The following is a 24456-nucleotide window of genomic DNA, read 5'->3' as shown; positions in this document are numbered from 1 at the left end:
CGTCGGATGGGGGTGCGGCCTCAGGCGGCCGCGTCGAGGAGGGAGGCGCCCGGGCGCACATGGGTGAAGGCGACGGGCTCCAGGGTGACGTCGAGTCCGTCCCCGGCCCGGCGCACCACGGTGTAGTGCGAGGTGGCGAGATCCGAGGTCTCGGGGAAGTCCTCGCGGAAATGCGCCCCGCGGCTGTCGGTGCGGGCCAGGGCCGCGGCCCGGATCGCCTGGCTGACGAGGACGAGGTTCTCGAGGTTGAGCCGGTCCATCCAGGTCAGGTTGTAGCGGCGGTCGCCGTCGGGGATGCCGGCCTCCGCCACCGCGGCCGCGAGGCCGTCGAGGCGCTCGCCGGCCCGGGCCAGCCCGGCCGCGTCGCGCAGGATGCCGACATCGTCCCACATGGTGGCGTAGAGGGCCTCCCGGATCGCCTCCAGGTCTCCGGCCGGGCGGCCGAGGGGACCGTAGGCGCGGGCGAGCCCGGCCTCGACCACGTGGGGATCGGGCTCGGCCAGGGTCCGCGCGCCGCGCACCGCGCGGGCCATGGCGGAGCCGGCCAGCCCGCCGAACACCGTCGAGTTGGCGACGCCGTTGCCGCCGAGGCGGTTGGCCCCGTGCACCCCGCCGGTATCCTCGCCGGCCGCGTAGAGGCGCGGCAGCGCGGTGCCGCAGCCGGGACGGAAGGCGACCCCGCCCATCATGTAGTGGGCGGTGGGGATGACCTCGACCAGGCCCCCGGCGAGGTCGAAGCCGCAATCGGCGCAGCGCTCGACCATGCCCTTGAACTTGGCGGCCACGTCCGCGGGGCCGAGATGGCTCATCTGGATGTAGACGCCGCCATGCGGCGTGGCATGGCCGTCGCGGATCCGCCGCATGATCGAGCGGCTGACGACGTCGCGGGTCGCCCGCTCGGCGCGGGGATCGTAGTGCTGCATGAAGCGCTCCTGCGACGCATCGAGCAGGTAGCCGCCCGCGCCCCGGAGCCCCTCCTCCAGCACCGTGCCGGTCATCCGGGTGCCCGCGCCCGCCAGCAGGCCGGTGGGATGGAACTGGACCATCTCCATGTCGCGCAGGGGCAGGCCCGCGCGGAGCGCCATGGCGAGCCCGTCGCAGGTCTTGTCGCCGGAGGGCGTGTGGAACTTGTACATGGTCGGGCCGCCGCCGGTGGCGAGCAGGGTCGCCCGGGCGCGGACCAGGACCGGGGCGCCGGTCCGCATGTCGAGCATCAGGACGCCGGCGAGGCCGGAGCCGTCGGCGGCCGGGATCAGCTCGAGGGCGCGGTGATCCTCCAGGCGCCGGACGTCGCGGCGCCAGACCTGCTCGGAGAGGCGGTTGATGATCTCGATGCCGGTGAGGTCGCCCTTGTGCACCGTGCGGTCGAAGGTCTGCCCGGCGAAGGCCTTCTGGTGGACGCTGCCGTCGGGGTTGCGGTCGAAGAAGCAGCCGAGCTCGGTCTCCAGCTCGCGGATGCGGACCTGCGCCTCCGTGACCAGGGTCCAGGCCAGCTCCTGGTTGTTGAGCCACTTGCCGCCCTCGATCGTGTCCATGAAGTGGCGCTCGACCGAATCGCCCGGGGCGAGGGCGACGTTGTAGCCGCCCTGGACCATGCGGGTGCAGCCGCACTTGCCGAGCAGCCCCTTGACCGCGACGGTGACCTCGAGGTCGGGGGCGGCCTTCTTGGCGTGGAGGGCGGCGAACAGGCCGGCGCCCCCGGAGCCCAGGATGAGGATGTCGGTCTCGATGGTCGTCGGCACGGTGCGCATCAGGCGGCTCCCAGGCTCTCGATGATGGCATCCCGCCGGCTGGCGACGTCGCGCTGGACCTCGGCGAAGAGCGAGCCGCCATGGGAATCCATGCCGACCAGGAGGGGTCCGAAGTCGCGGATCGCGAACTTCCACAGGCTCTCGGGGTGGAGGTCGTCGAGGTCGATGTCGTCGATCCGCTCGATCCAGGTCGTCTCCAGGGCGGCGGCGCCGCCCACGATGGCGAGGTAGGCGCCGCCCTGCGCGGCGAAGGCCTCCAGGGTCTTCGGCCCCATGCCGCCCTTGCCGACGATGAGGCGGACGCCCTCGCGCCGCATCAGGGCGTCGGTGAAGCGCTCCATCCGCATGGAGGTGGTGGTGCCGATGCAGAACGGCGCGTAGCCCACGGGCGCCTCGGGCGAGACCGGCACGCGGTGGACGTTGGGCGCGGTGTGGATGACCGCGTGGCCGGACAGGTCGAGATGGGTCCGGCGCTCCCGGTCGAACATGTGGATCAGGGTGGCGTCGCGGATGCCGAACAGGGTCTTGCGCAGGGTGACGGTGTCGCCGATCTTCAGGGCGCGGGCCTGCGCCGCGTCGATCGGCATGTCGAGAACGTGGTGCATGGCGCTGCCCTCCCGGCGGCCGCGTCTGTGAAGGCGTCTGGCGGCGTGCGCCGGGCTCAGTCGAAGGCGATGCCGCCGGGCGTGAAGGTCGCCCGGGCCCGGCGGGCCGAGTGGCACTGGATGTTCACCGCCACCGGGTTCTGGGTGATGTGGGTCGCGGCGACCTCGACATGGACCGCGAAGCTGGTGGAGCGGCCGCCGAGCCCTTGCGGGCCGATGCCGAGCTCGTTGACGGCGCGCGACAGCTCCGCCTCGATCCGGGCGCCCTCGGGATCGGAGCAGGCGGTGCGCAGCTTGCGGGTGGCCGCCACCTTGGCGAGGTGCATGCACAGGTCCGAGGTGCCGCCGATGCCGACGCCCACGATGGTCGGCGGGCAGACGCGGCCGCCGAGCTCAATCACCCGGTCGATGACGAAGCGCTTGACCGCGTTGATGCCGTCCGAGGGCAGGAGCATCTGCAGGAACGAGCCGTTCTCCGAGCCCGAGCCCTTGGGGATCATCTCCACCGACACGGTCTCGGGCCGGTCGTCGAAATCCACGTGGATGATCGGCACGCGGATACCGCAGGAGGTCTGCTCGTTCACGCGGGTGATCGGGTGGACCACGGAGGAGCGCAGGGAGTGCTCGGTGGTGGCCCGGGCGCAGCCGCGCCGGATGGCGGCCTTGAGGTCGATGCCCTCGACGCGCACGTCGCGCCCGATCACCACGTTGTAGATCGGGATGCCGGTGTCCTGGCAGAGGATGTTCCTGGTGCGCTCGGCCACCGCGATGTTCTCCACCATGGTGCCGAGGATCGCCCGGCCGGTGGCGCTGGTCTCGTCGCGGGCGAGATCCGCGAAGCCCGCCTTGATGTCCGGCGGCAGCAGCTTCAGGGCGCGGACGTAGAGGTCCTTGCACACCGCTTCGACTTCGGTGAGGTCGAGGTCCATGCCGGTCTCCTTTCAGGGGTTGGGCTCAGGCGCCGCCGAGCAGGAACAGGAGCCCCACCGCGAGGCCCGCCGCCACGCAGGCGGAGACGACGAGCGCCGTCCGCTCCCGGGCGACGAACCACTCCAGGGCCAGCACGCGCAGGCCCAGGACCATGTGCAGGGCGAGCGCGCTGACGAGGCCCCATTCGGCCGTGCGCACGAAGCCGTTATGGGTCAGCCCGAGGAAGCTCTCGAGGCGGTCGGCCCCCTGCAGCGCGGTGCCGAGGGCGATGAAGTGCATCGGCAGGAACAGCGCCAGGGCGATCCCCGAGAGGCGATGCAGCAGGGCGGCGGCGAAGCCCGCACGCGGACGGGCCGCCCGGAGGGCGCCGCGCCGCGGGCCGGCGGTCTGCGTCCCGGCGCTCATGCGACGTAGACCGCCAGCGCCGCCCGCAGGCCGAGGACGAGGAGGAGCGCCGCGACGGCGAGCATCGCCCCGTCGAGGGAGCGTCCGCGCCAGGACGTCCACTCCCGCAGGATGCTGCGCAGGCCGATGGGCGCGTGGATCGCCGCCGCCACCACGAAGAGGCCGTAGAACAGCAGGAAAGCGTGGTTGCCCTGCGTCCGGCCGAGGATCTCCCCGGCGGTGAGGCCGCCGCGCACGGCGTACAGGATCGTGCCGAGATGGACCGCCACCGCCACCGCCAGGATCACGGCGGTGCCGCGCTGCGCCACGTAGAGGAGCGGGCTCATGCCGACCTCCGGAAGTGCCGGACACCGAGCCGCTTCAGGGCGGACCGGGCGGTGGAGCGCTTCAGGCCCGCGATGGCGAAGGTCGGCGCCAGGGCCTTCGGGCAATGCTCGGTGCAGCTCATGTGGGTGTGGCAGGACTGGCAGCCCGCATCCCCGGACACGGCCTCCAGCCGCGCCTCCTGGCCCCGGTCGCGGACGTCGTTCACCAGGGTCCAGGCCCGGTTGAGGGCGGCCGGGCCGAGATAGTCCGGGTTCCAGGTGACCACGTCGCAGGCGGCGTAGCAGACGCCGCAATTGATGCACTCGATGCCGGCATCCACCGCCCGGCGCGCCGGCGAGTCCGGCGCCACCCGGGCGAAGTCCGCGGGCGGCGCGTCGCCGGGCTCGAAGGCGCCGTGGGCGGCCGTCCACTTCGCGAAGAACGGCTCCATGTCGACGGCCAGGTCCTTGATCACCGGCAGGTTGCGCAGGGGCTCGAGGGTCAGGCCGTCGTCGTCCGCCACCGCCGCGACCCGAGTGCGGCAGGTCCAGCGCGGGCGGCCGTTCACCGTCATGGCGCAGGAGCCGCACATGCCGACCCGGCAGGCGAAGCGGTAGGCGAGCGTCGGGTCCTGCGCGCGCTGGATCTCCGTGACCACGTCGAGGATGGTCTGGGCCGGGCGCCGCGCCACGGTGAAGGTCTGGAAGCCGTCGTCCCGCCGGATGCGCACCGTCAGCGCTTCGCCCGGCACGGCCTCGACCGTGGGGTCGGCCCGGGAGGGGGTGGGGACCGGAGCGTTCATGCCTCAGCGCTCCGCCTTGGCGACGGCACCGGGAAAGAACAGCTCGCCCTGGTCGGTGGCCTTGGCGGCCACGAGGCCGGCGCGGTTCATGTAGTCGAGATAGGCCAGCATGTTCAGGGGCGCGCTGGTCCACTGGGTCTGCGGCGCGCGGATGATCTCCACCGCCTCCGCCTCGGTGAGCCGGGCGTTCTCCGCCTTGATCCAGAGGGCGGCGACCCGGGCCGGCTCGGCCTTGATCAGCGCCAGGCTCTCCTCCAGGGCGGCCCGGAAGGCGGCCACGATCTTCGGGTTGGCGGTGACGAAGCGGCTGCTGGCCCAGACGAGGTTGAAGGTGTGCGGCCCCCCGAGGACGTCGTAGCTGTCGAGCACCTTGCGGGCCTTGGGGTCCTTCAGCTCCATCTCCTGGAACGGCGGCGACCCGAAATGCGCGGTGATCTCGGAGCGGCCGCCGAGCATCGCCGTCTGGGCGTCGGGATGGCCCATCGAGACCGTGAGGGGGTCGAGCTTGCCCTGCTGGCCCGGCCCGAAGGCCTTCTCGGCGGCCATCTGGAGGGTGATGGCCTGGATCGAGCTCTTCACCGTGGGCAGGGCGATCTTGTCCTTCTCGGTGAAGTCCTTGATCGACGTGACCGCCGGGTTCACGCTCACCAGCCAGAGCGGCATGGCGTTCAGGGCCGCCACGCCCCTGACCTGCAGGTTGCCCCGCGTGCGCCCCCAGATCGTGAGCATCGGCCCGACCCCGCCGGCGGCGAAGTCGAGGTTCCCCGAGAGCAGGGCCTCGTTCATGCCCGAGCCGCCGGTGAAGCGCAGCCACTCGGTCTTGAGCTCCAGCCCCTGCTGGCGGGCCTGCTTCTCGAGGAGCTTCTCTTCCTCCATCACGGTGAGCGGCAGGTAGGAGATGCCGAACTGCTTGGCGAGGCGCACCACGGAGGCCTCCGCCCGGGCGGATCCCGCGCCGGCCAGGAGGCTCGCGGAAAGACCCGCCGCGAGACCGGCCGAGAGCACGGCCGCGGCGCCGCAGAGCCGGACGAGACGGCCAAAAGCCACGAGACGGCCAAGTGCCATGGGTTCCTCCTGCGCAGGCCCGAATTCTCTGGTCCGGTGCCGAGCGCCACGATAGCCTCGTGCCGACCCCTGTCAACGGTCATATGTCATATACATGAGTTGTCGATGTCGAACCGCATGCGCGCCCCCGCCGATCCCGAGGCGTATCCCGACGTCCCGTCGCCGGACGCGGCCAAGGACGCGGCCAAGGACGCGGCCCGGGTCGAGCCCAAGCTCGAGGCCCGGGTCGAGCCCAAGGTCGAGGCCAAGATCGAGCCCAAGCTCGAACCCATGGCGTCGCTGATGACGGAACCCCTGGCGAGCCGCCCGCTCTACCTGCAGGCCCGCGACCTGCTGCTGCGCCGGATCGTGGACGGGACCTGGAAGCCGGGCGGCTACCTGCCGAGCGAGCCGCAGCTGGCCCTCGACCTCGGCGTCTCCATCGGGACGATCCGCAAGGCCATGGAGGACCTCGTCGGGCAAGGGCTGCTGGAGCGCCAGCACGGCCGCGGCACGCAGGTCGTGCCCCATTCGAGCGACCGGTCGCGCTTCCGCTTCCTGCGCTTCGTCCACGGCGACGGGCGGCCGTTCCGCCCCGTGGCCCGCGTCCTCTCGGCCGGGACCGCGCGGGCCGACGCGCAGGACCGGGCCGCCCTCGGGCTGGGGGCGGGCGCGCGGGTGCTGGTCCTGCTGCGGACCCGCAGCGAGGACGGCGTGCCGCTGATCTACGAGCGCATCGCGCTGCCGGCCGAACCCTTCGCCGCCCTGAAGCCGGAAGCCGGCGCCGAGATGCTGGAGGAGATCTACGTGCTCTACCAGGCACGCTGCGGCCAGACCGTGGCGCGGGCCCGGGACACGATCGCCACCGACCGGGCGGGCCCCGCCATGGCGGACGCCCTCGGCTGTGCGCCGGGCGCGCCCCTGCTGCTGGTGCGCCGGGTCGCGGTCGCCCTCACGGGCGACCCCATCGAGTATCGCCAGAGCTGGACGGCGGCGCTCGACTACCGCGCCGACCTCGACTGACGGAGCGGAGGCCGGTCGGGCCGCCTGGGCGGCGCGCGAAGCCCCCGTCCGCGCCCCTGAGGGATCGAACGGATCGGGTCCCGGACCCTCTCCGATCGCTCCCTTCGGCGCCTGTCACGCGCGGGTCCCACGCGGGCGGGGAGGCCCGGTCCGCCCGCGCCGATCGCAGCGGTCGACCGGACGCGGACTTACGCCTGCATGCCCCAGCGCTGCAGGGTGTGGCGCTCGATGGTCTGGAAGATCAGGTTCTCGACGCAGAGGCCGATGAGGATCACGGTCAGCAGCCCCGCGAAGACATTGGGGATGTCGAGCATGTTCTTGTTCTCGAAGATGAACCAGCCGAGGCCGCCCGAGCCCGAACTGACGCCGAAGACCAGCTCCGCCGCGATCAGGGTGCGCCAGGCGAAGGCCCAGCCGACCTTGAGGCCGGTGAGGATGCTGGGGAAGGCCGCCGGGATCAGGATCTTGGTGATCAGCCGGCCGCCGCGCAGACCGTAGTTGCGCCCGACCATCTTCAGGGTCCGGCTGACCGAGAGGAAGCCCGAATGGGTGTTGAGGGCGATGGCCCAGGTCACCGAATGGACCAGCACGAAGATCAGGCTGCCGTTGCCGAGGCCGAACCAGATCAGCGCCAGGGGCAGCAGCGCGATCGCCGGCAGGGGATTGAACATCGACGTCATCGTCTCGAGGAAGTCGGTGCCGATGCGCGAGCTGATCGCGATGCCGGTGAGCAGGGTCGCCAGCACGATCCCGAGGCCGTAGCCGATCAGCAGGACCTTGATCGAGCCCCAGGCCCGCAGCACCAGGGTGCCGTCCGCCACGCCCCGGCCGAAGGCCGCCACGGTGGCGGTGAAGGTCGGGAACAGCAGGTCGTTGTCGAGGAAGCGCCCGTAGGCCTCCCAGATCAGGGCCAGCACCGCCAGGATCACGAGCTTGCGCAGCCAGCCCTGGTTGTAGAGGCGCTCGACGGTCGAGAGCGGCTTCTCGACGACGGCGCCGCCATAGGCGCCGCCGGTCTCGCGGACGATCTCGGGACGGGCGGGCCGGAGGAGGACGGGTGACACGAGCGCCTTCGCAGTCCTAGACATTCTCCGCCTCCTGGATCTCTTCGGAAAACAGCATCTGATGGATGCGCTGCTCCAGCAGCAGGGTCTCCTGCGGCGAGCCGGCGGTGTTGAGCTCGGCCTTGACCTCGCCGGGATGCGGCGAGAGCAGGAGGATGCGCGAGCCGATCTTGATCGCCTCCGGGATCGAGTGCGTGACGAACAGCACCGTGAAGCGGGTCTCCTCCCACAGGGCCAGGAGCTCGTCCTGCATCCGCCGGCGGGTGAGCGCGTCCAGGGCCGCGAAGGGCTCGTCCATCAGCAGGATGTCGGGCTCCATCGCCATGCCGCGGGCGATGGCCACCCGCTGCTTCATGCCGCCCGACAGCATGTGCGGATAGCTGTCGGCGAAGGCCGAGAGGTTGACTTTGTCGATATAGTGCATGGCCCGCTCGTCGGCGGCCCGGCCCGACAGGCGTCCCGAGGCCTCGAGGGCGAAGGCGACGTTCTGGCGGACGGTCTTCCAGGGCAGGAGCTGGTCGAATTCCTGGAACACCATCATCCTGTCCGGGCCGGGCTCGGTGATGGCCTGGCCCTTGAGGCGGATCTGCCCCTCCGTCGGCGCCATGTAGCCGCCCACCGACTTCAGCAGGGTGGATTTCCCGCAGCCCGAGGGTCCGAGCAGGACGAAGCGGTCGCTCGGGAAGACCTGGAAGCTGACCCGGTAAGTCGCCGTGACGAGGTGGTGAGGGGTCTTGTACTGCAGCGTGACGCCGTCGATCTCGAGCAGCGGCACCGTGAAGGTCGAGGGCAAGCCTGTCACCAAGCTCATGGCATCCTCCCGTTAGCCACGCGTAGGGCGGCCGTGCTGATCTTGATGAGCGGTCTGGAGCCGCTTTGCCTTCGGACGTTCGTCCACCGGAGTTCCGGGTTCGCCGGAATCCGGTGTTCGCCGAAGCCCAGAACCGTCGGCCCCGGCAACATCGTTCGCCCGACTCCTCGATACCAAGCAGGATCCTTCCTGTAAATATAATAGCTATCTATTATAAGACAGGTTTTTATTCTTGTTCGACAGGGTTTCGGCGCCGCCGGCTGCCTCTGGGGCCGCGGCGCAGAGGCGTCCTCGGTGCCGATCCGACCCGGCAGGGCGCGCGCCGCACGCGGCGTGCCGCTGATCCGAAGCGCGCGCCGGAACCTGGTCGCTCCGCAGCACAGTCCGCCTCCGCACGATCCCCGATCGGCCAAGGATTAGAACCTGTTCTGCGATGTCTTCAAGTCTCGCGTGGCGAGATCTTCCAATCGGTCGAGTGCGCCGTCACGGGCTCTCGTCGAGACTTCGTTCTACGACACAGGCACTTGAGAAGAACCTTTTCGAGCGACCCCGATCCTGCGGGGCGCATCGTCCTGGTCCTGCTCGGGATATTCGGCCTCTGGGCCGCGAGCGACCGGCCGCGCGGCGGCGCGGCGCGCGCGGATCCGGGCACGACGCAGCGCATCCTGGAATAGGGTGGTACAGTACCCGGGGAGGCCGAAGCCGGTCCGCTCGCCCTGCAGGCCCTCGTCGCGCGCGAGGTCGCGCGGCGGACGCCCGTGCTCCGCTCCGTCGTCGAAGCCAATCCCTCGATCGTGTCCGGAACCGGTCCGCCGCGCGCGGCCGTGCCGGTCCCTTCAGCATCCCGAGCGCGTTGCCCGGTTCCCCATCGCTTCGCCGAGCCGGAGCAGCAGAGGCGTTTTCCGCGTGGATTCCTACTTCACCTCCTCCTTCCTGCTGTCGCTGCTGCAGATCGTCTGGATCGACATCATCCTGTCGGGTGACAACGCGGTGGTCATCGCCATGGCCTGCCGCGGCCTGCCCGAGCGGCAGCGGCGGATTGGCATCTTCGCGGGCGCCCTCGCGGCGGCCCTGCTGCGGATCTTCTTCGCCGTCATCATCTCGCAGCTGCTGGCGGTGCCGCTCTTGAAGGTGGTGGGCGGCCTCGTCCTGCTGCACATCGCCGTCAAGCTCGTCTGCGGAGAGGCGGAGGACGAGAGCGCCATCCAGGAGCATTCCAGCCTGCCCAGGGCGATCTGGACCATCGTGGTGGCGGATGCCGTCATGAGCTTCGACAACGTCGTGGCGGTGGCGGGGGCCGCCAAGGGGCACGACGCGCTCTTCATCATCGGCCTCGCCCTGTCGGTGCCGCTCCTGGTGGTCGGCGCCAGCCTGATCACCCGGCTGATCGACCGGTTCCCGATCCTGATCTGGTTCGGTGGCGGATTGCTGGGCTGGGTGGCCGGCGAGATGATCGGCACCGATCGGCTGGTCCAGCGGCACCTGAGCGAGGGGCTGCCCGCGGCCCTGCAGGGCGCCGTCCCGCACGCGATGGGCGCCCTCGGGGCCGCCCTCGTGGTCGGCATCGGCCTGCTGCTCAAGCGCCGATCCGAGCGGGCGATCGCGCGGCCGCCGTCGGCCGCCGTGGGCCGGGCCGAGGCGGACGTCCGCGGCAGCCGATCCGCAGCGCCCGCGTCGGGCCTCGGCCGCGGCGGAACGCAGACCTGAAAAAGCCCCGCCTCGGAGAGGCGGGGCCGATGGCTCCGGTCGTCAGGAGAGGGAGACGGGCCGTCAGGCGGCCAGCTTCACCGCCGAAGCCGGGGCGTTGTCGTTCACGACGATGAGCTCGCCCGCCGCGGTGACGGCGGCGTCCTTCGGGGTCAGCCGGTCGGCCACGAAGGCCACGAGCGCCACGTTGGCGGTACCGGCGAGGGCGACGAGAAGCAGAGCGGTCATGAAGGGCGGTCCCGAGTGGTGATGGCGTTGCAGCGCTTATGACGCGTCCCGCCGTTCCTTGGTATGCCAGATACGATATGCCAGATATACCAGTCTTGCATGGATGACGGCGCCGGCGCGACTGAAGCCTCTCTTCATTGCATTATGCTGCGCGATGCTGATCTCGCAACACGGTACTATTCTTCAGCATAGCCGGGTGGCGCGTGCTGGTCCGGGCGCGCCGCACTGCCTCAGAACACCGCGTGGTCGCCGCGCTCGGCGACCGCCTCGCCGCGGATCAGCTGGGCGTAATAGTCGAACAGCGTCTCCGACCCCGTGGCGGGGGTCATCGCGTCATCGTATCGGCCGGTGGCGGGATCGCGCACGAGCATGGACTCGGTGGCGTAGTAGCGGCCGATCCGGACGAGTTCGGCCTTGGCCGCCAGCGCCGGCACCCCGCGTCCGAGCGTCGCCAGGACGGCGACGATCCCGTCGAGCAGGGCGACCGGAACGTGCCGGAACCGCGGTTCGCGCCCGAGCAGCGCGAACAGTCGCTCGCCCTGCGCCCGCGGCGTGATGGCGTCGCCCGGTCCGCCGATCGGCAGCACGCGATTGCGCCGCACCGGGTCATCGAGGCAATCCGCGAGGTAGCGGCCCAGGTCCCCGTCACTGATCGGCCTGCAGGCCGTCAGGGTTCCGTCGCCGAAGACCAGGAAGGGCTTGCCGCGCTTCACGCGCTCGACTTGGCCCGAGAGGGATTTGAAGAAGGCCGTCGGCCGAACGATGGTGTAGGTGAGCCCCGAGGCGACCAGGACCGCTTCGAAGGCCAGCTTGGCCCGCTGAAAGGCGAGGATCGGCTTCTGGACGCAGATCGCCGACAGCAGGACGACATGGGTCACGCCGGCCGCCCGGCTCGCCTCCAGGGCGTTCCGCGACACGCCGTAATCGATCGCCCAGGCATCCGCGGGCAATCCGGTCCGCGACGCGAGACACGAGACCAGGACGTCGAACCGTTCGCCGCGGATGCCGTCGCGCGCCAACGACGCGGGATCCGCGAAGTCCACGATCCGTTCGGAGGCACCCGGGGGCGCTCGGGGCGGGTCGGCCGCACCGGTCGGGGGCGTGGGACCGTCCCGGCGCCGGACGAGGCAGACGACCGCATGCCCGCGGGCCACGAGCGCCCGCGCGGTGGCCCGTCCGATCGTGCCGGTCGCCCCCAGGAGGAGGACGCGGCGCGGCCCCGGGCCGTCCGGTCGATCCAGGCTCATGCGCGCGTCCTCCCGGTGCTCGGACATCCCCGGCGCCCGGCGTTTGTCGGGGATACGGGGGAACCGCTTATCCCGAAACGACGAACGCCAAGACAGACCCTAGCCGAACGGCACCGCATAGCCCTCCTCGACGACGCGGGCGAGCCGCCGGCGGTAGCTCTCAGAGGCCGGCATGTCGGGCGTCACGCGTCCGTCGCTGCGATCGCGCCCGCCGCCGGTTCCGGGATCAGGGCCAGCGGCGCCGCGGCCGGGGTCCGTCCCTCGGCCCTGGCCTCCGCGCAGAGCCCTCCCCGAACGTCCGGTCGTGGCCACGCCCGGCGCCGCCGACCCATCGGGCGCCCCCCCGGGAGCACGGGCTTGACTTATATCCATTTCGCATCTTAGTTAGATGCGAGATGGATATAAGGCTCCGTCGTGACCGAGGACGACTTTCTCCGCGCGTATGACCCCGCCGCCTTCCCGCGGCCGGCCCTCACCGTCGATCTCGTCCTGATGGGGCTGCGCGCCGGCCGCCCGGCCGTGCTCCTGACCCAGCGCACCCAGCACCCCCATGCCGGCCGCTGGGCGCTGCCCGGCAGCTTCGTGCGCCCCGACGAGACCCTGGACGGCGCGGCCGAGCGCGTGCTGCGCGAGAAGGCGGGGTTCGCCCCGGCGGCGGTGGCGGACACCCACCGGGAGCAGCTCTACACCTTCGGCGCCCTCGACCGCGACCCGCGCATGCGCATCGTCACCGTGGCCTATCTCGCGCTGATGCCGGAGGCCGCCTTCGCCCGGTCGCTGGCACAGGAGGCGGGGCTGTCGGCCGCCCTCCTCGCCGTGCCCTGGGCGGGCGAGGCGGGCGGCCCGGTCGCGGCCTTCGCACCGGGCGACCCCGACCGGGCGACGCCGCTGCGCCTCGCCTTCGACCACGCCGCGATCCTCGCCCTGGCGGTGCAGCGGATGCGGGGAAAGCTCGACTATTCCGACGTCGCCTTCGCGCTGCTGCCCGAGGCCTTCACCCTGCGCCAGTTGCAGGACGTGCACGAGGCGATCCTGGGCACCGCCCTGAACAAGCCCGCCTTCCGCCGCCGGATGCTCGACCGCGGCTGGCTCGTCCCCACCGGCACCCGCGTGGCCGGCACCTCGTTCCGGCCCGCCGAGCTCTACCGCTTCCAGAAACCGCTCTGATCCCAGTGCGCGCCCCACAGGAGGGTCCCATGGCTACGATCCGCAACCTTGGCCCGGTCGCCCAGCTCAGGAGCGAGGCGAGCAGCCACGTCATCCGCTACCGCAACGGCCGCATCCGGCAGAGCGGGCGGGGCCTCGTCTTCTGGTTCCGGCCGGAAACCGCGAGCATCAGCGAGGTGCCGATGGACGACCGGGAGATGACCCTGTTCGTGCGCGGCCGCAGCCGGGACTTCCAGACCGTGGTCGTGCAGGGGACGATCGGCTGGCGCGTCGTCGACCCGGAGCTGCTGGCGAGCCGCGTCGACTTCTCGCTCGGGCTTCGCACCGGCCGGCCGCAGGGCGAGCCGATCGAGCGGATCGAGGCGCGCCTCGGCGGCATCGCCGGTCAGGCCGTCCTGGAGGTGATCGGCGCCAGCCCGGTGGGCGCCCTCCTGGATGCCGGGCCCGAGCCCCTGCGCCTGAGCCTCGAGGCGGTGCTGGGGACGGCCCCGGCCCTGGCGGAGATCGGCCTCGCGGTGGTTTCGGTGCGGCTCACCAACCTGGCGCCGTCGAGCGAGCTGGAGCGCGCCCTGCAGACGCCCACCTTCGAGGCCCTGCAGCAGAAGGCGGATGCGGCGACCTTCGCCCGGCGCGCCCTGGCGGTGGAGAAGGAGCGGGCCATCGCGGAGAACGAGCTGGAGACCCGGACGGAGCTGGCCCGGCAGGAAGCGCTGCTCATCGCGCGGGAGGCGGAGAACGCCCGCGACCGCGCGGCGGGCCTCGCCGAGGCGACAGGGCTGGCGGCGGCGGCGGAGGCCGAGCGCATCCGTCTCGTCGAGGGCGCCCAGGCCGAGGCCGAGCAGCGCCGGGCCGCGATCTACCGCGACCTTCCGCCGGCCGTGCTCCTCGGACTGGCCGCCCGCGAACTCGCGGGCAAGCTGGAGACCATCGAGCACGTCAACGTCACGCCGGACCTGCTGGCGAGCGCCCTCGGGGCATTCCGCAGCGCGGCCCCGCCGGTCGCACCCCCCGCCCCGCCCCGCTGAGGACGTGCCATGGCGGTCATCACCCCGCGCGCCGTGTTCGTCGTCCGCGAGACCGATTACGAGGCCCTGCTCGCCCGGCACGCCACCCGCGGCCAGGCCCGGTTCTTCCTGGAGAGCCGCGGCCAGAGCCTCGCGGAGGTCGAGGACCGGCACGCCCGCTTCCACGCCGTGCTCGGCCAGGCGCGGGCCGCGGTGCCGGGGGACTGGCGGCAGGCGCTGGCCCGGCGCATCGACCTCGACCGCTTCCTGTTCGCCCCCGAGGACGTCGTCGTCACGGTGGGCCAGGACGGCCTCGTCGCCAACGTGGCGAAGTACCTGCGCGCACAGCCGGTGATCGGCGTCAATCCGGCCCCCGACCTCTACGACGGCGCCCTCGCGCGGGTCGCGGTGGAACGCCTGCGCACCCTGCTCCCGGCCAGCGCCGCGGGAGCGGCCCCGGTGGAGCGGCGCACCATGGTGCAGGCCGCCCTCGACGGCGGCCAGCGGCTCGTGGCCCTGAACGAGATCTTCGTCGGCCACCGCAGCCATCAATCCGCGCGCTACCGGATCGCGGTCGACGGCACCGCCGAGGACCAGTCGTCGAGCGGCCTCATCGTGGCCTCGGGCACCGGCCTGACCGGCTGGGCCCGCTCGATCGGCGAGGCGACGCACCTCACCGTCGGGATCGGCGCGGAGGAAGCGGCGGTCGGCTACTGGGTGCGCGAGCCGTTCCCGAGCGTCGCCACCGGGACGACCCTTCGGGCGGGCCGGCTCGCCGGGGCCGTCCTCGCCGTCACGTCACGGATGAACGAGGGCGGCGTGGTCTTCGCCGACGGCATCGAGCAGGACTTCCTCGCCTTCGACTGGGGCCGCCGGGTGGACCTCGGGCCGGCGGAGCGGGCCCTGACCCTGGTGGTCGGCTAGGGCTGCGGCACGGGCCTGGGGCAATCCCAGGCCATCGCCCCCCCGCCGGATCGGGCGGAGGCCTGGCCGGGACAGGCCCGTCCCGCGCGACGAACGCCCCCGTTCAGGCGGCCCGGATGGTCGCGAGGAAGCGTCCGACTTCCTGGTTCAGCTGCTCGGCCTGGCGCGAGAGGTCCGACGCCGCGCCGAGGACCTGGCTGGCGGCGGCGCCGGTCTCCTCGGCCGCAGAGGCCACACCGGAGATGTTGCTGGTGACCTCGCCCGCGCCCGCCGCGGCCTGGTTCACGTTCCGGACGATCTCCTGCGTGGCCGCTCCCTGCTGCTCGACGGCGGCCGCGATCGACGCGGCCACGCCGCTGATCTCCTGGATCCGACCGGCGATCCCGCCGATCGACGTCACGGCCCGCCGGGTCGACGCCTGGATCTGCCCGATCTGCTGCGAGATCTCGTTCGTCGCCTCCGCGGTCTGCTGCGCCAGGACCTTCACCTCGGAGGCCACGACGGTGAAGCCGAGGCCGGCCTCGCCGGCGCGGGCCGCCTCGATGGTCGCATTCAGCGCCAGGAGGTTGGTCTGGCGGGCGATCGACGCGATCAACCCGACCACGTCCCCGATCCGCGTGACGGCCGCGCTCAGGTCCCTCACCAGGGTCGCGGTCTCATCCGCCTCGCCGACGGCGGCCCGGGCCAGCTGGGCCGAGCCGGTGACCTGCCGGCCGATTTCCTGGACCGACGAGCCGAGCTCCTCGGCGGCCGCGGCGACGGTGCCGACGTTCGAGGTGGCTTCCTCGGCGGCGGCGGCAACGGTCGTCGACTGGCTGGCGGTCTCGGTCGCGGTGGTGGTCATCGCCTGCGCGGTGGCCTGGAGTTCGGTGGCCGCCGAGGAGACCAGGCCGATGACGCCACCGACGGCCGACTCGAAGGCGTCGGCCATCTGGTACATCCCGGCCCTGCGCTGCGCCTCGGCGCTCAGGCGCGCCTGCGCCGTCTCGGCCTCCAGCACGCGCGTGCGGATCAGGTTGTCCTTGAAGACCTGCACGGCGCCGATCATGCGCCCGACCTCGTCGGCCCTTTGCGCGGCCGGGACCGCCTGGTCGAGATGGCCGGCGGCCAGCCCTTCCATCGCGCGCGTCAGGGTGTCGACGGGCCGTGCCACGCCGCGTCCGATCAGCGTCGCCAGGATCCCCAGCAGGATCGCGGCCACGATCGCGGCGCCGAACAGCCGCACCAGGGTCGGCCGGAGCTGGGCCGCCGTGTCGTCGGCGTAGATGCCCGAGCCGATGATCCAGCCCCAGGGCTCGAACCCCTGGACATACGAGATCTTGGCGACCGGAGCCGCGACGCCGGGCTTCGACCACATGTAGGGGACGAAGCCGGCCCCGGATTGGCGGACCCGCGCGACCATCTCGGCGAAGAGAGGCTTGCCGGTGGGATCGGTGATTCCGCCGATGTCCTTGCCGATGAGCTCGGCCTTGGGGTGCAGCACCATGCGGGGCTGCATGTCCTGGATCCAGAAATACTCGCTGCCGGCGTAGTGCAACCCGCGCACCGCCGCCACGGCCGCCGCCTGCGCCGCCGCGCGGTCCATCCGGCCGGCGCGCGCCTCCCCCTCGAAATACGACAGGACGCCGTGAGCGGTCTCCACGAGATCGCGCGTCTTCATCTCACGGGCGTCCGTGATCGCCTGCGAGAGATCCCAGGCCGACAGGCCGATCAGCGCGGCCATGCACAGGAGGGCCGTGACGGTGATGAGTTGGATTCGCGTACCGATGCGGAAGGTCATGGATGCCTGGACTCTGGAGATGCCTGGATTCTGGACTGGGCCCGCAGGCGGCGGACGGGCCTTGGCCCGCCGGCCGCCTGCGTTGCGATGGATGTCTGAAGGGGCGAGAGCCGCACGCCACCGGCGCGCGGCGCGATGTCCTCACGCGGAGGCGAGCGGGACGGTCTGGTCCTTGATCCGGATGAGCGTGCGCCGATCCCGGCAACGCCGCGTCATGATGAGGCTCGGGTTTCGGGGTCCCCGTTCCGAGGACGCGGCGTGCCGACGGACTGACGGGGCATCCTCAGGCCGCCATCTTCGTGTCGGTGAGAAAGGCCAGGAAGTCGCCGTGGGGCAGCGGGCGGCTGACGTGATAGCCCTGCACCTGCCCGCACTGCTCGGCCGCCACGAAGGCGTATTGCTCGGCGGTCTCGACCCCCTCGACCGTCGTCGCCATGCCGAGGCAGGCCCCCATGGTGATGATGGCCCGAACGATGGCCGCGCTCTCGGGATCCGAGGGCAGCTGGCGGACGAACGAACGATCGATCTTGATCTTGGAGAACGGAAAGCGGCGCAGGTAGCTCAGGGACGAGTAGCCGGTGCCGAAATCGTCCATGGCGAGGCCGACCCCGATGGCTTTGAGCTTGGTCAGCATCGCGAGGGTGCGGGTCTCGTCGTCGAGCATCACCCCCTCGGTGATCTCCAGCTCGAGCCGGTTCGCGGGGAGTCCCGTCGTCTCCAGGACGGCGGCCACCATCTCGGGAAGCCGGTCGTCCCGGAACTGAACCGGCGAGAGATTGACGGCGATCTTGATCGTGCCGGCCCAGGCCGCCGCATGGGTGCAGGCGGTCCGCAGCACCCAGGCCCCGAGGGGCATGATGAGGCCGGTCTCTTCCGCGAGGGGAATGAAGTCGGCCGGGGCGACGAGCCCCTGCTCGGGATGGCGCCAGCGCACCAGGGCCTCCGCCGCCGTGACCACGCCCGTCTGCGAGTCGACGAGGGGCTGGTAGTGCACCTCGAACTCGCCGGCCTCCAGGGCGCGGCGCATGTCGGCCTCGAGGCGGCTGCGCGCCTGCATCCGCTCGGCCAGCGCCGGCTCGAACATCCGGAAGGTCGCCCTGCCCTCGGCCTTGGCCTTGTAGAGGGCAAGGTCGGCGTTGCGCAGCAGGGCGTCGGGCTCACGGCCGTCCTGGACGGCGATCGCGACACCGACGCTGACGCCGACATGGACCAGCTGGCCGTCCAGCAGGAAGGCGCGGTCGATCGCCTCGACGATCCGCGCGGCGATGGCCTCCGGCCCGGGCGCGCCCGCGCGGTCCAGGAGGAGGATCGCGAACTCGTCGCCCCCGAGGCGCGCGACGACGTCGGCCTCGCCGACGGCCGCCTGCAGGCGGGCCGCGACCTTGCGCAGGAGCTCGTCGCCCATCCCGTGCCCGAGCGTGTCGTTGACGAACTTGAAGCGGTCGAGGTCGAGCATCAGGACGGCAAAACCACGCTCCTGCTCGCGCAGGGCGGCGGCGTGGTGAGCCAGCAGATCGCCGAAGCGGGCCCGGTTCGGCAGGCCCGTCACGGTATCGGTGAAGGCGAGCGTGCGCAGCCGGGCCTCGGAGCGCAGGCGCTCGCGCTGATCGCGGAAGGCGACGACCGTCTGGCGCTTGTGCCCGAGCATGATGTCCTTGCGCAGGACCCGCACCGGGACGCCCTGGCCGTCCGCGTCGATGAGCTCGGCGTCGCGCTCCTCCTGCTCGGGCAGGTCGGCCAGCATCAATCCCGGCAGCATCCGGGTAATGCTGGAACCGATGAGCGCGCTCTGGCTCCGGCCGGACAGCAGTTCCAGGCTTCGATTGGCGGTGGTGATGGTGTCGTCCTCGCAGACGGCGAGCCCCTCGAGGGCCAGGCTCGCCAGCTCGCGCAGGCGCTCGCGGTCGCGACGCAGCTGCGCGCGGGCCGCCAAGGTCATGCGCAGGCCGACGAAGGCCAGCACCAGCAGGCCGATCGAGATCGCGGCGATGATCGGCGCGATCGTCGACGGCGCGATGGCCGTCGCCGGCAGTTGGACCTCGGGGTCGTAGACCAGCGTCGCCGCGGTCATGCCGCAGAGGTGCAGGACGATGATCGAGCCGAGGAGAAGGGGGACGGCGCCCCGGCGCCACAGGCGATTGCGCTCGCCCGCCGCGATGAGGGCAAGGCCGGAGAGGACGAGGCTGATCAGGACGGACGCGCCCACCAGGCCCATGTCCCAGGAGACATGGCCGGTCACGCGATACGACGCTTGCCCGACATAGTGCAGGGCCGCGATCCCGAGGCCCAGGATCACGCCCGCGGCAAATCGGCGGAGACGGCTTCGCTGACCCAGGGACAGCTGGACCCCGGCGCCGATGCCGCCGATCACCAGGAGCAGGGAGACGGCCGTGAGGATCGGCTCGAAGCCGGATGCCATGCCGGGCTGGAACGCCAGCAAGGCGATCATGTGCGTGGCCCAGGCGGTACACCCGGACGCGACGATGCTGGAAATCCCCCACTTGAGACGCGTCAGGCCCTCCGCCCGTGCGGCGTGGGTGGCAATGGCGGACGCGGCGTAGATGCCAATCGAACAGACCAGAGCCGCAGCGAGTAAGAGCTGCTGGTCATGCCTTTGAGTAACACACGTTAAAAGCGCCTGCATGGCCACCTCACTGCTTAGGGTCTGAGCCGGCAGGGGTTAAGCCTTCGAAAAAATTCCCAACTGTTTACTCAGAGAAAACATCCGGAAACACTTTTTTCACCTTCAATGCAGCTTCGTTTTACGTCGAGCAGAGTGCGACATTGTGAACGTCGAAGATGTCCCGTCCGATGCCGGCCATAAAGATGAAGGGTCAGTGCTCGGCTCCCGAGGCCCCGGCGGGATCGTCGCCCCGCGCGGGCGACGCGCCGTCCCAGGCGGTCCGGACCGGGCCGGTCGCGGTATCCGGCTTTGACTCGCCGATGAAGATGACCACCGGACCGTGTTCGGCCCGTCGCGGGTCGTAGAAATCGAGCAGCGCGGGGGACCGATGCTGGAAGAAATCCGGAGTCAGGCCCTCCCGGCGCAGCAGGTGGTCGATGACGACCTGATCCCCGTGCACGGCGTTCGGCACCGGTCCGCAGGAACCGGCCGCCATCCAGCGCTCCGGCTCGGCCGCGAAGGCGGCGTAGAGGAAATCCAGTTCGCCGCCCTGCCACCGCAGCAGGGCGCTGGAGAGGCGGCCCTTGTGGAAGTAATCCTCCATGGCGGTGAGGCCCGGCTCCGCCAGGGCATCGGCCGGCCCGGTGAGGACGGTGTCGAGGTCGCAGAGCAGCGTCGGTCCGCGCGTGAGCCCGGGGCGGAACGCCTCCATCTTCGCCCACCAAGCCGGCCAGTCGTGCCGGAGCGGCACGCGCTCCACGCCGGCCACGGCCAGGGGCAGGTCCGTGAGGCAGAGGATCCGGTCGAAGGCCGGGGCATGGCGGCGCACGCCCCGGGCGAGGCGCTCGACCCAGGCGGCGTCGTAGCGGCCGCCGCTCTTCAGGACGGTGATGAGTGTCGTCATCGGATGGGCACGATCCTGGGCGGGGCGGTCGGAGAGGACTGGGAAGTCGGGCGTCGGCGATCAGGAATGGCAAGGATGGAGGCGGAGGTGCCCGGCCGCCTCGGCCTGCCGGAACCAGGCGCGCTCGGCCGTCCAGGGATGGCCGGGCCAGCCGTCGAAGCCGAAGCCATGCGCCGCGACCGGACCGCGCCGGAGGGGGCGGCCCAGGAGGAAGGCCAGCGTCACCAGGAAGCCGGTGCTCGGGTTCGGCCGCCCGGCCGGTCCAGGGTCGGTGGTGACGGGTGCGAGCCGGAGCCGTGCCGCCTGATGCAGGTCCTCGGGTAGGATGTGGACGGGTTTGCCCAGAGGGGCCAGCAGCTCCAGCACCTCGCGGGTCCAGCACACCTGTTCGGGGCGGTTCTGCTCCGCCGGCAGCATCGGGAACGGCAGGATGAAGGCATCCGCACACCGGACCACCGGGCGGTCGAGGAAGCGCGGATCGCGGAGCCACTCGCGCATCTGCCCGCCCCGATTGACCAGGGCGAGATGGGTGACCCGGACGCCGGCGCGGCCGCCGAAGCCCGGCGCGTTGTTGAAGCGCACGACGCAGGACGCCGCGTCGATCGCGGCGGCGGCATCGAGGCCCGGCGCGTTGCCGACGATGGCGAGCGGTCCCGAGGCGGCGGGGAACAGGTCGAGCCTGCGCGGGGAGTCGACCGGGAGGTCCACTTGGTAGAAGTCCGATGGCGGCAGGGGTTCGCGGAGCAGCGGACGTATGGCGCCGGCCCGGCGCGGCAAGGTCCGTTCGGATCCTTCCGCTACAGGCCGAGTCGATTGGTGCAGAGTCAGTTGATGAAAGCAGACCGTCTCCGGTGAGCGCCGGGATGTCCGCGATGAGACGAAGGGTCCGGGACCGATGATGCGCCGATGCTTCGTCTGCGCGGCCGACATGCTCGGGCCGAGCAGCCGTACCCTCGCCTACCCGAACGGGCGGGTCAGGACGTTTCCCATCGCCTGCGGCGCCTGCGGCCTCCTGCTGGAGGTGGCGGCCGATCCGGCGGAATGCCGGGCGCACCTGGCCGCGCAGCTCGCCGGCCCGGTCTTCGACCCCGACCCGGATGCGCCCTACGGCCTCGACCTCTACACCCTGCGCAGTGCCGCGACCGGCCACGGGCGCGGCGTCCGGCCCCGTGACGCGGCAGGGCGCGCGGCGCTCAGCCGGCCACACGACCGGCACGCCGCATGCGCGGCGCTCTACGCCCTCGACCGGGCGGCGGGGCGGCCCGTCTCCCTCGGCCTGCTCTGCCGCCCCGACGCCGTGGAGGCTGTCCTGGCGACGCTCGCGGTCCATGCGGCCTGGACCGACGACGTCGTGATCCTCGCCGATGCCGAGGCGCGTCCGCCGGGTGTGGTGCCGGCCACCGCGTTCCCGCGGGGCGCCGTTCGGGTGGGGGCCCGGCCCCTGGGGCAGGACTTCGCAGCCCAGCGCAACGCCCTTCAGGACCTCGCCCGCCATCCCTGGATGCTGCAGCTCGACGCCGACGAGACCCTGTCCGCCGAGGCCGGCCGGCGGCTGCCGGCGCTGGCGGCCCTGGCCGAGGCGGGGGATGTCGTCTCCATCGGATTGGCGCGCCGGAACCACGTCGACGGCCGCCTCTCGGACGTCTACCCGGACGTCCAGTACCGGCTGAACCGCCGGTCCGTGCGCTATGCCGGCCGCGTGCACGAGCGGCCGGTGCTCGACGGCGGCTGGCCGCGCAGCCTCATCGCCCTGCACGGGACGATCGCGCATCATCTCGACCGGGCCCACGTCCTGGCGCGCTCGCGGCGCTACGAGCGCCTCGCGCCCGGGCACGGGCGCCCCGAGGAGGAAGCCGCGCTGCTGCGCCCCTACCGGGACTGAGGCGCCGAAGCGCGCCGGCGCGGACCGGTTCGGGCCGCCGCGACGGCGCGGGCGTAGAGGTCGAGGGTCTCGCGCCCCAGGACCTCCCGGGTGAAGCGGCCGGATGCCGCCAGCGCCCGCCCCCGGTAGGCCGCGCGCAGAGCCGGATCGGCGAGGAGCGGACGCAGGGCCTCCGCCAGGGCCGCGCCGGTGGCCTCCGGCGCCAGGGGCCCTGCACCCGGCGCCCCCACGAAGGCGCGGGCGCTTGCGTCCGCGGCGCAGGCCACCACCGGCCGGCCATAGGCGAGGGCCTCCTGGTAGACGAGACCGAAGCTCTCGTAGCGGGAGGGGGCGAGCACCGCGTGGGCCTCCGCATAGGCCTGGGCCAGGGCCCCGGCCGGGACCCGACCGCGGGCGTGGATGCGGGCACGGGCCGCCTCGGGCAGGTCGCCCGGCAGATCCTCCGGGGGCACGCCGATCAGGTCCAGGCGGAAGGGAGGACCGGCGCCCCGCTCCGCCGCGTCGGCCAGGATCGCAATCGCGCCGAGGAGCGCGTCGAAGCCCTTGCGCGCCTCCGCCCGGCCCACGAAGAGCAGGCGCACCGGCCCGGTCTCGTCCGGATAGGAGGCCCCGCGCGCCGCGGCCGTGATCTCCGGCGGAAGGCTAAGGCCGATCACCGCCTCCGGCTGCCGTCCCGACAGGCCATAGGCCCGGGCGATCACCGCCCCGTGCGCGGCGGTGTTGGCGATGAGGCCGGCGCTGCCCCGGGCCTGGGCGCGCTCCAGGGCGTCGGCGGCCGCACCGTCGAGGCGGTCGCGCAGGCTGGCGGGGGCGTCCCGGGTGAAGGCGGCAGGCGTCGAGCTTCGCGTGATCAGCGGGAGGTCCCGGCGCCCGGCCAGCAAGGCGGCGGGGGCGTACCAGTTCGTGGCTTCCGCGACGTCGAACGGCTGGCGGGCATGCGCCGCCAGGACGGCGCGGCGGAAGGCGAGCGGCGCGGCGAGGTGCCCCGCGGCCCCCCAGCGGCGCAGGCGCGCCAGCCCGCCGCCGGGCGGAAGGGCGAGGCCCGCCACCGTGACGCCCCCGCGGCGCTCGCCACCGGTCCGGTCGAGGCTGAAGACCGTGACGTCTGCGCCGGACCCGGCGAGGCTCTCGGCGATCTCGCGGGCCGCGGTCGAGAGGCCGCTCGGGGCCGGCGGGTAGTCCCAGGCGAGGAGGGCGACGCGCATCAGGCGGCCAGCAGGCGCCGGTAGAGGGCGAGGTAGTCGGCCGCCATGCGCTCGGCGGTGAAGCGCGCCTCGAAGCGCCGGCGAATCCGGGTCCGGTCGAGCTCACCGATCCGGGCCAGGGCGGCCACCGCATCCGCCTCGGAAGCGACGATGAAGCCGGTCACGCCGTCCTCGACGATCTCCGGCACGGAGCCGCGGTTCCAGGCCACCACGGGCGTGCCGCAGGCCATCGCCTCGATCATCACCAGGCCGAAGGGCTCCGGCCAGTCGATGGGGAAGAGGAGCGCCCGCGCGCTCCCCAGGAGGTCGGCCTTCCGGGCATCGTCCACGGGCCCGAGATAGGCGGCGTCCTCCCCCAGGAGCGGGCGCACCCGGTGCTCGAAATAGTCGGGATTGCCGACATCGATCGTGCCCCCGAGCCGGATCGGCAGGCCGGCGGCGCGCGCGACCCGGATCGCCGTGTCGGGCCGCTTCTGGTCGGTCATCCGGCCCACGAAGGCGACGTGCGGGCCGGGCTGCGTGCTCAGGGCGTAGCGGTCGCGCGCGAGGCCGTGATGCACGATCCCGGCCCGGTTCGCCGGGGGGATGCCGGCCGCCTGCGCCGCCGAGATCGCCGCCACCGGCAGGTCGGGGAAGCCCGCGAAGAACAGTTCCCGGTCGAGTTCGTCCACCCGCCAGTGCACCGTCGTCAGGCTGTGCCGCCGGCGCGCGCCAAGGAGCGCCGCATGGGCGAACTCGCCGTGGCAATGCACGATGTCGAACTGGTCGAGCCGGGACCGCAGCGCTTCCAGTTGCAGGGCGTCCAGGGCTGCCGGGACGCCCGGCGCCACCCGCCCGTGACGCTGCTCCAGGGCCGCGAGGCTCGGCTGGTCGCCGATGCGCGGCAAACCTGTCGCACTGTCGGACGGCGCGAAGAGCGTTACCTCCACCCCTAGGTCAACCAGTGCTGTGCTGAGGTCATGTATCACCCTCTCCGTGCCGCCGTGGTGCCTGGGGGGAACGGGGAATATGTTGGGGGCGACTTGGGCAACACGAATCACGGTA

24 protein-coding genes are annotated in these 24456 nt (G+C 72.2%); 7 read left to right on the top strand and 17 right to left on the bottom strand.

Annotated features, from left to right (window positions below; translation table 11 throughout):
- Positions 1 to 20: 20 nt before the first annotated feature.
- From CRT23_RS19690 to CRT23_RS19660, 7 genes are read right to left on the bottom strand one after another with little or no spacing between them, the layout of a single operon-like run.
- Positions 21 to 1751 carry an FAD-binding protein gene (locus tag CRT23_RS19690; protein ID WP_103711331.1) on the bottom strand — a complete coding sequence of 577 codons (1731 nt, stop codon included), beginning with the start codon at positions 1749 to 1751 and terminating at the stop codon, positions 21 to 23.
- Positions 1751 to 2356: a fumarate hydratase C-terminal domain-containing protein gene (locus tag CRT23_RS19685; RefSeq protein ID WP_103711329.1), complete on the bottom strand. Its 606-nt coding sequence runs from the start codon at positions 2354 to 2356 to the stop codon at positions 1751 to 1753. The genes CRT23_RS19690 and CRT23_RS19685 overlap by 1 nt, the downstream gene beginning before the upstream one ends.
- A gap of 56 nt (positions 2357 to 2412) precedes the next feature.
- Positions 2413 to 3285 carry a fumarate hydratase gene (locus tag CRT23_RS19680; protein ID WP_103711328.1) on the bottom strand — a complete coding sequence of 291 codons (873 nt, stop codon included), beginning with the start codon at positions 3283 to 3285 and terminating at the stop codon, positions 2413 to 2415.
- Between the two features lie 25 nt (positions 3286 to 3310).
- Positions 3311 to 3691: a succinate dehydrogenase, cytochrome b556 subunit gene (sdhC, locus tag CRT23_RS19675; protein ID WP_103711326.1), complete on the bottom strand. Its 381-nt coding sequence runs from the start codon at positions 3689 to 3691 to the stop codon at positions 3311 to 3313.
- Positions 3688 to 4017: a succinate dehydrogenase gene (locus CRT23_RS19670; RefSeq protein WP_055957578.1), complete on the bottom strand. Its 330-nt coding sequence runs from the start codon at positions 4015 to 4017 to the stop codon at positions 3688 to 3690. The genes sdhC and CRT23_RS19670 overlap by 4 nt, the downstream gene beginning before the upstream one ends.
- Positions 4014 to 4799 (bottom strand): succinate dehydrogenase/fumarate reductase iron-sulfur subunit, encoded by a 786-nt coding sequence (locus CRT23_RS19665; RefSeq protein WP_103711324.1) that lies wholly within the window; start codon positions 4797 to 4799, stop codon positions 4014 to 4016. The genes CRT23_RS19670 and CRT23_RS19665 overlap by 4 nt, the downstream gene beginning before the upstream one ends.
- Positions 4800 to 4802: 3 nt before the next feature.
- Positions 4803 to 5864, bottom strand: a complete 1062-nt coding sequence (locus CRT23_RS19660; protein WP_103711322.1) for an ABC transporter substrate-binding protein — start codon at positions 5862 to 5864, stop codon at positions 4803 to 4805.
- 105 nt (positions 5865 to 5969) lie between these two features.
- Here CRT23_RS19660 and CRT23_RS19655 point away from each other — a divergent pair, with 105 nt between their 5' ends.
- On the top strand, positions 5970 to 6866 hold the full coding sequence (locus tag CRT23_RS19655) for a GntR family transcriptional regulator (protein WP_103711320.1): 897 nt from the start codon (positions 5970 to 5972) through the stop codon (positions 6864 to 6866).
- Between the two features lie 188 nt (positions 6867 to 7054).
- Here the strand turns inward: CRT23_RS19655 and CRT23_RS19650 are convergent, their stop codons facing one another.
- Together CRT23_RS19650 and CRT23_RS19645 are read right to left on the bottom strand one after the other, a co-directional pair.
- The gene (locus CRT23_RS19650; RefSeq protein WP_103711318.1) at positions 7055 to 7954 is read right to left on the bottom strand and encodes an ABC transporter permease; all 900 of its coding nucleotides are present in this window, start codon (positions 7952 to 7954) and stop codon (positions 7055 to 7057) included.
- Positions 7947 to 8741 carry an ABC transporter ATP-binding protein gene (locus CRT23_RS19645; protein ID WP_103711316.1) on the bottom strand — a complete coding sequence of 265 codons (795 nt, stop codon included), beginning with the start codon at positions 8739 to 8741 and terminating at the stop codon, positions 7947 to 7949. Before CRT23_RS19645 ends, CRT23_RS19650 begins: the two co-directional genes overlap by 8 nt.
- Positions 8742 to 9265: 524 nt before the next feature.
- Here CRT23_RS19645 and CRT23_RS29235 point away from each other — a divergent pair.
- On the top strand, positions 9266 to 9415 hold the full coding sequence (locus tag CRT23_RS29235; RefSeq protein WP_245436393.1) for a hypothetical protein: 150 nt from the start codon (positions 9266 to 9268) through the stop codon (positions 9413 to 9415).
- 232 nt (positions 9416 to 9647) lie between these two features.
- Entirely contained in the window at positions 9648 to 10448 is an 801-nt protein-coding gene (locus CRT23_RS19640; RefSeq protein WP_103711314.1) for a TerC family protein, read from the top strand.
- A gap of 63 nt (positions 10449 to 10511) precedes the next feature.
- On the opposite strand, the gene CRT23_RS28545 is transcribed toward CRT23_RS19640, so the two are convergent.
- Together CRT23_RS28545 and CRT23_RS19635 are read right to left on the bottom strand one after the other, a co-directional pair.
- Positions 10512 to 10676 (bottom strand): hypothetical protein, encoded by a 165-nt coding sequence (locus CRT23_RS28545; protein ID WP_181017392.1) that lies wholly within the window; start codon positions 10674 to 10676, stop codon positions 10512 to 10514.
- A 230-nt stretch (positions 10677 to 10906) separates the two neighbouring features.
- Complete coding sequence (locus CRT23_RS19635) at positions 10907 to 11923, bottom strand: NAD(P)H-binding protein (protein ID WP_103711385.1); 1017 nt, start codon at positions 11921 to 11923, stop codon at positions 10907 to 10909.
- Between the two features lie 414 nt (positions 11924 to 12337).
- Here CRT23_RS19635 and CRT23_RS19630 point away from each other — a divergent pair, with 414 nt between their 5' ends.
- The 3 genes from CRT23_RS19630 to CRT23_RS19620 are packed head-to-tail and all read left to right on the top strand — an operon-like array spanning position 12338 to position 15018.
- Positions 12338 to 13090, top strand: coding sequence for an NUDIX domain-containing protein (locus CRT23_RS19630; RefSeq protein WP_103711312.1), 753 nt, complete (start codon positions 12338 to 12340; stop codon positions 13088 to 13090).
- Positions 13091 to 13119: 29 nt separating this feature from the next.
- On the top strand, positions 13120 to 14115 hold the full coding sequence (locus CRT23_RS19625; RefSeq protein ID WP_103711310.1) for an SPFH domain-containing protein: 996 nt from the start codon (positions 13120 to 13122) through the stop codon (positions 14113 to 14115).
- A 9-nt stretch (positions 14116 to 14124) separates the two neighbouring features.
- On the top strand, positions 14125 to 15018 hold the full coding sequence (locus CRT23_RS19620; protein WP_103711308.1) for an NAD(+)/NADH kinase: 894 nt from the start codon (positions 14125 to 14127) through the stop codon (positions 15016 to 15018).
- A gap of 103 nt (positions 15019 to 15121) precedes the next feature.
- Here CRT23_RS19620 and CRT23_RS19615 read toward each other — a convergent pair whose 3' ends face one another.
- The 4 genes from CRT23_RS19615 to CRT23_RS19600 form a co-directional block, all read right to left on the bottom strand.
- Complete coding sequence (locus CRT23_RS19615) at positions 15122 to 16798, bottom strand: cache domain-containing protein (RefSeq protein ID WP_055957602.1); 1677 nt, start codon at positions 16796 to 16798, stop codon at positions 15122 to 15124.
- Between the two features lie 283 nt (positions 16799 to 17081).
- A complete protein-coding gene (locus CRT23_RS19610) occupies positions 17082 to 19442 on the bottom strand; it encodes an EAL domain-containing protein (RefSeq protein WP_103711306.1) in 2361 nt (786 codons plus the stop codon).
- Between the two features lie 190 nt (positions 19443 to 19632).
- Complete coding sequence (locus CRT23_RS19605) at positions 19633 to 20325, bottom strand: hypothetical protein (RefSeq protein WP_103711304.1); 693 nt, start codon at positions 20323 to 20325, stop codon at positions 19633 to 19635.
- A 60-nt stretch (positions 20326 to 20385) separates the two neighbouring features.
- Positions 20386 to 21033, bottom strand: a complete 648-nt coding sequence (locus CRT23_RS19600) for a hypothetical protein (RefSeq protein WP_181017395.1) — start codon at positions 21031 to 21033, stop codon at positions 20386 to 20388.
- Positions 21034 to 21223: 190 nt separating this feature from the next.
- Between CRT23_RS19600 and CRT23_RS19595 the strand changes: the two genes are divergently transcribed.
- Positions 21224 to 22207 carry a hypothetical protein gene (locus CRT23_RS19595; protein WP_103711381.1) on the top strand — a complete coding sequence of 328 codons (984 nt, stop codon included), beginning with the start codon at positions 21224 to 21226 and terminating at the stop codon, positions 22205 to 22207.
- Here CRT23_RS19595 and CRT23_RS19590 read toward each other — a convergent pair.
- Both CRT23_RS19590 and CRT23_RS19585 read right to left on the bottom strand, forming a co-directional pair.
- The gene (locus CRT23_RS19590) at positions 22195 to 23412 is read right to left on the bottom strand and encodes a glycosyltransferase family 4 protein (RefSeq protein ID WP_103711302.1); all 1218 of its coding nucleotides are present in this window, start codon (positions 23410 to 23412) and stop codon (positions 22195 to 22197) included. The two genes, CRT23_RS19595 and CRT23_RS19590, sit on opposite strands and share 13 nt — an antisense overlap.
- A complete protein-coding gene (locus tag CRT23_RS19585) occupies positions 23412 to 24452 on the bottom strand; it encodes a glycosyltransferase family 4 protein (RefSeq protein WP_103711300.1) in 1041 nt (346 codons plus the stop codon). The genes CRT23_RS19590 and CRT23_RS19585 overlap by 1 nt, the downstream gene beginning before the upstream one ends.
- Between the last annotated feature and the right edge of the window lie 4 nt (positions 24453 to 24456).

The organism is Methylobacterium sp. V23 (assembly GCF_002917135.1).
Classification (GTDB): Bacteria; Pseudomonadota; Alphaproteobacteria; order Rhizobiales; family Beijerinckiaceae; genus Methylobacterium.
Note: the sequence above shows the minus strand (reverse complement) of the source record. Positions and strands in the feature narration are given on the sequence as shown.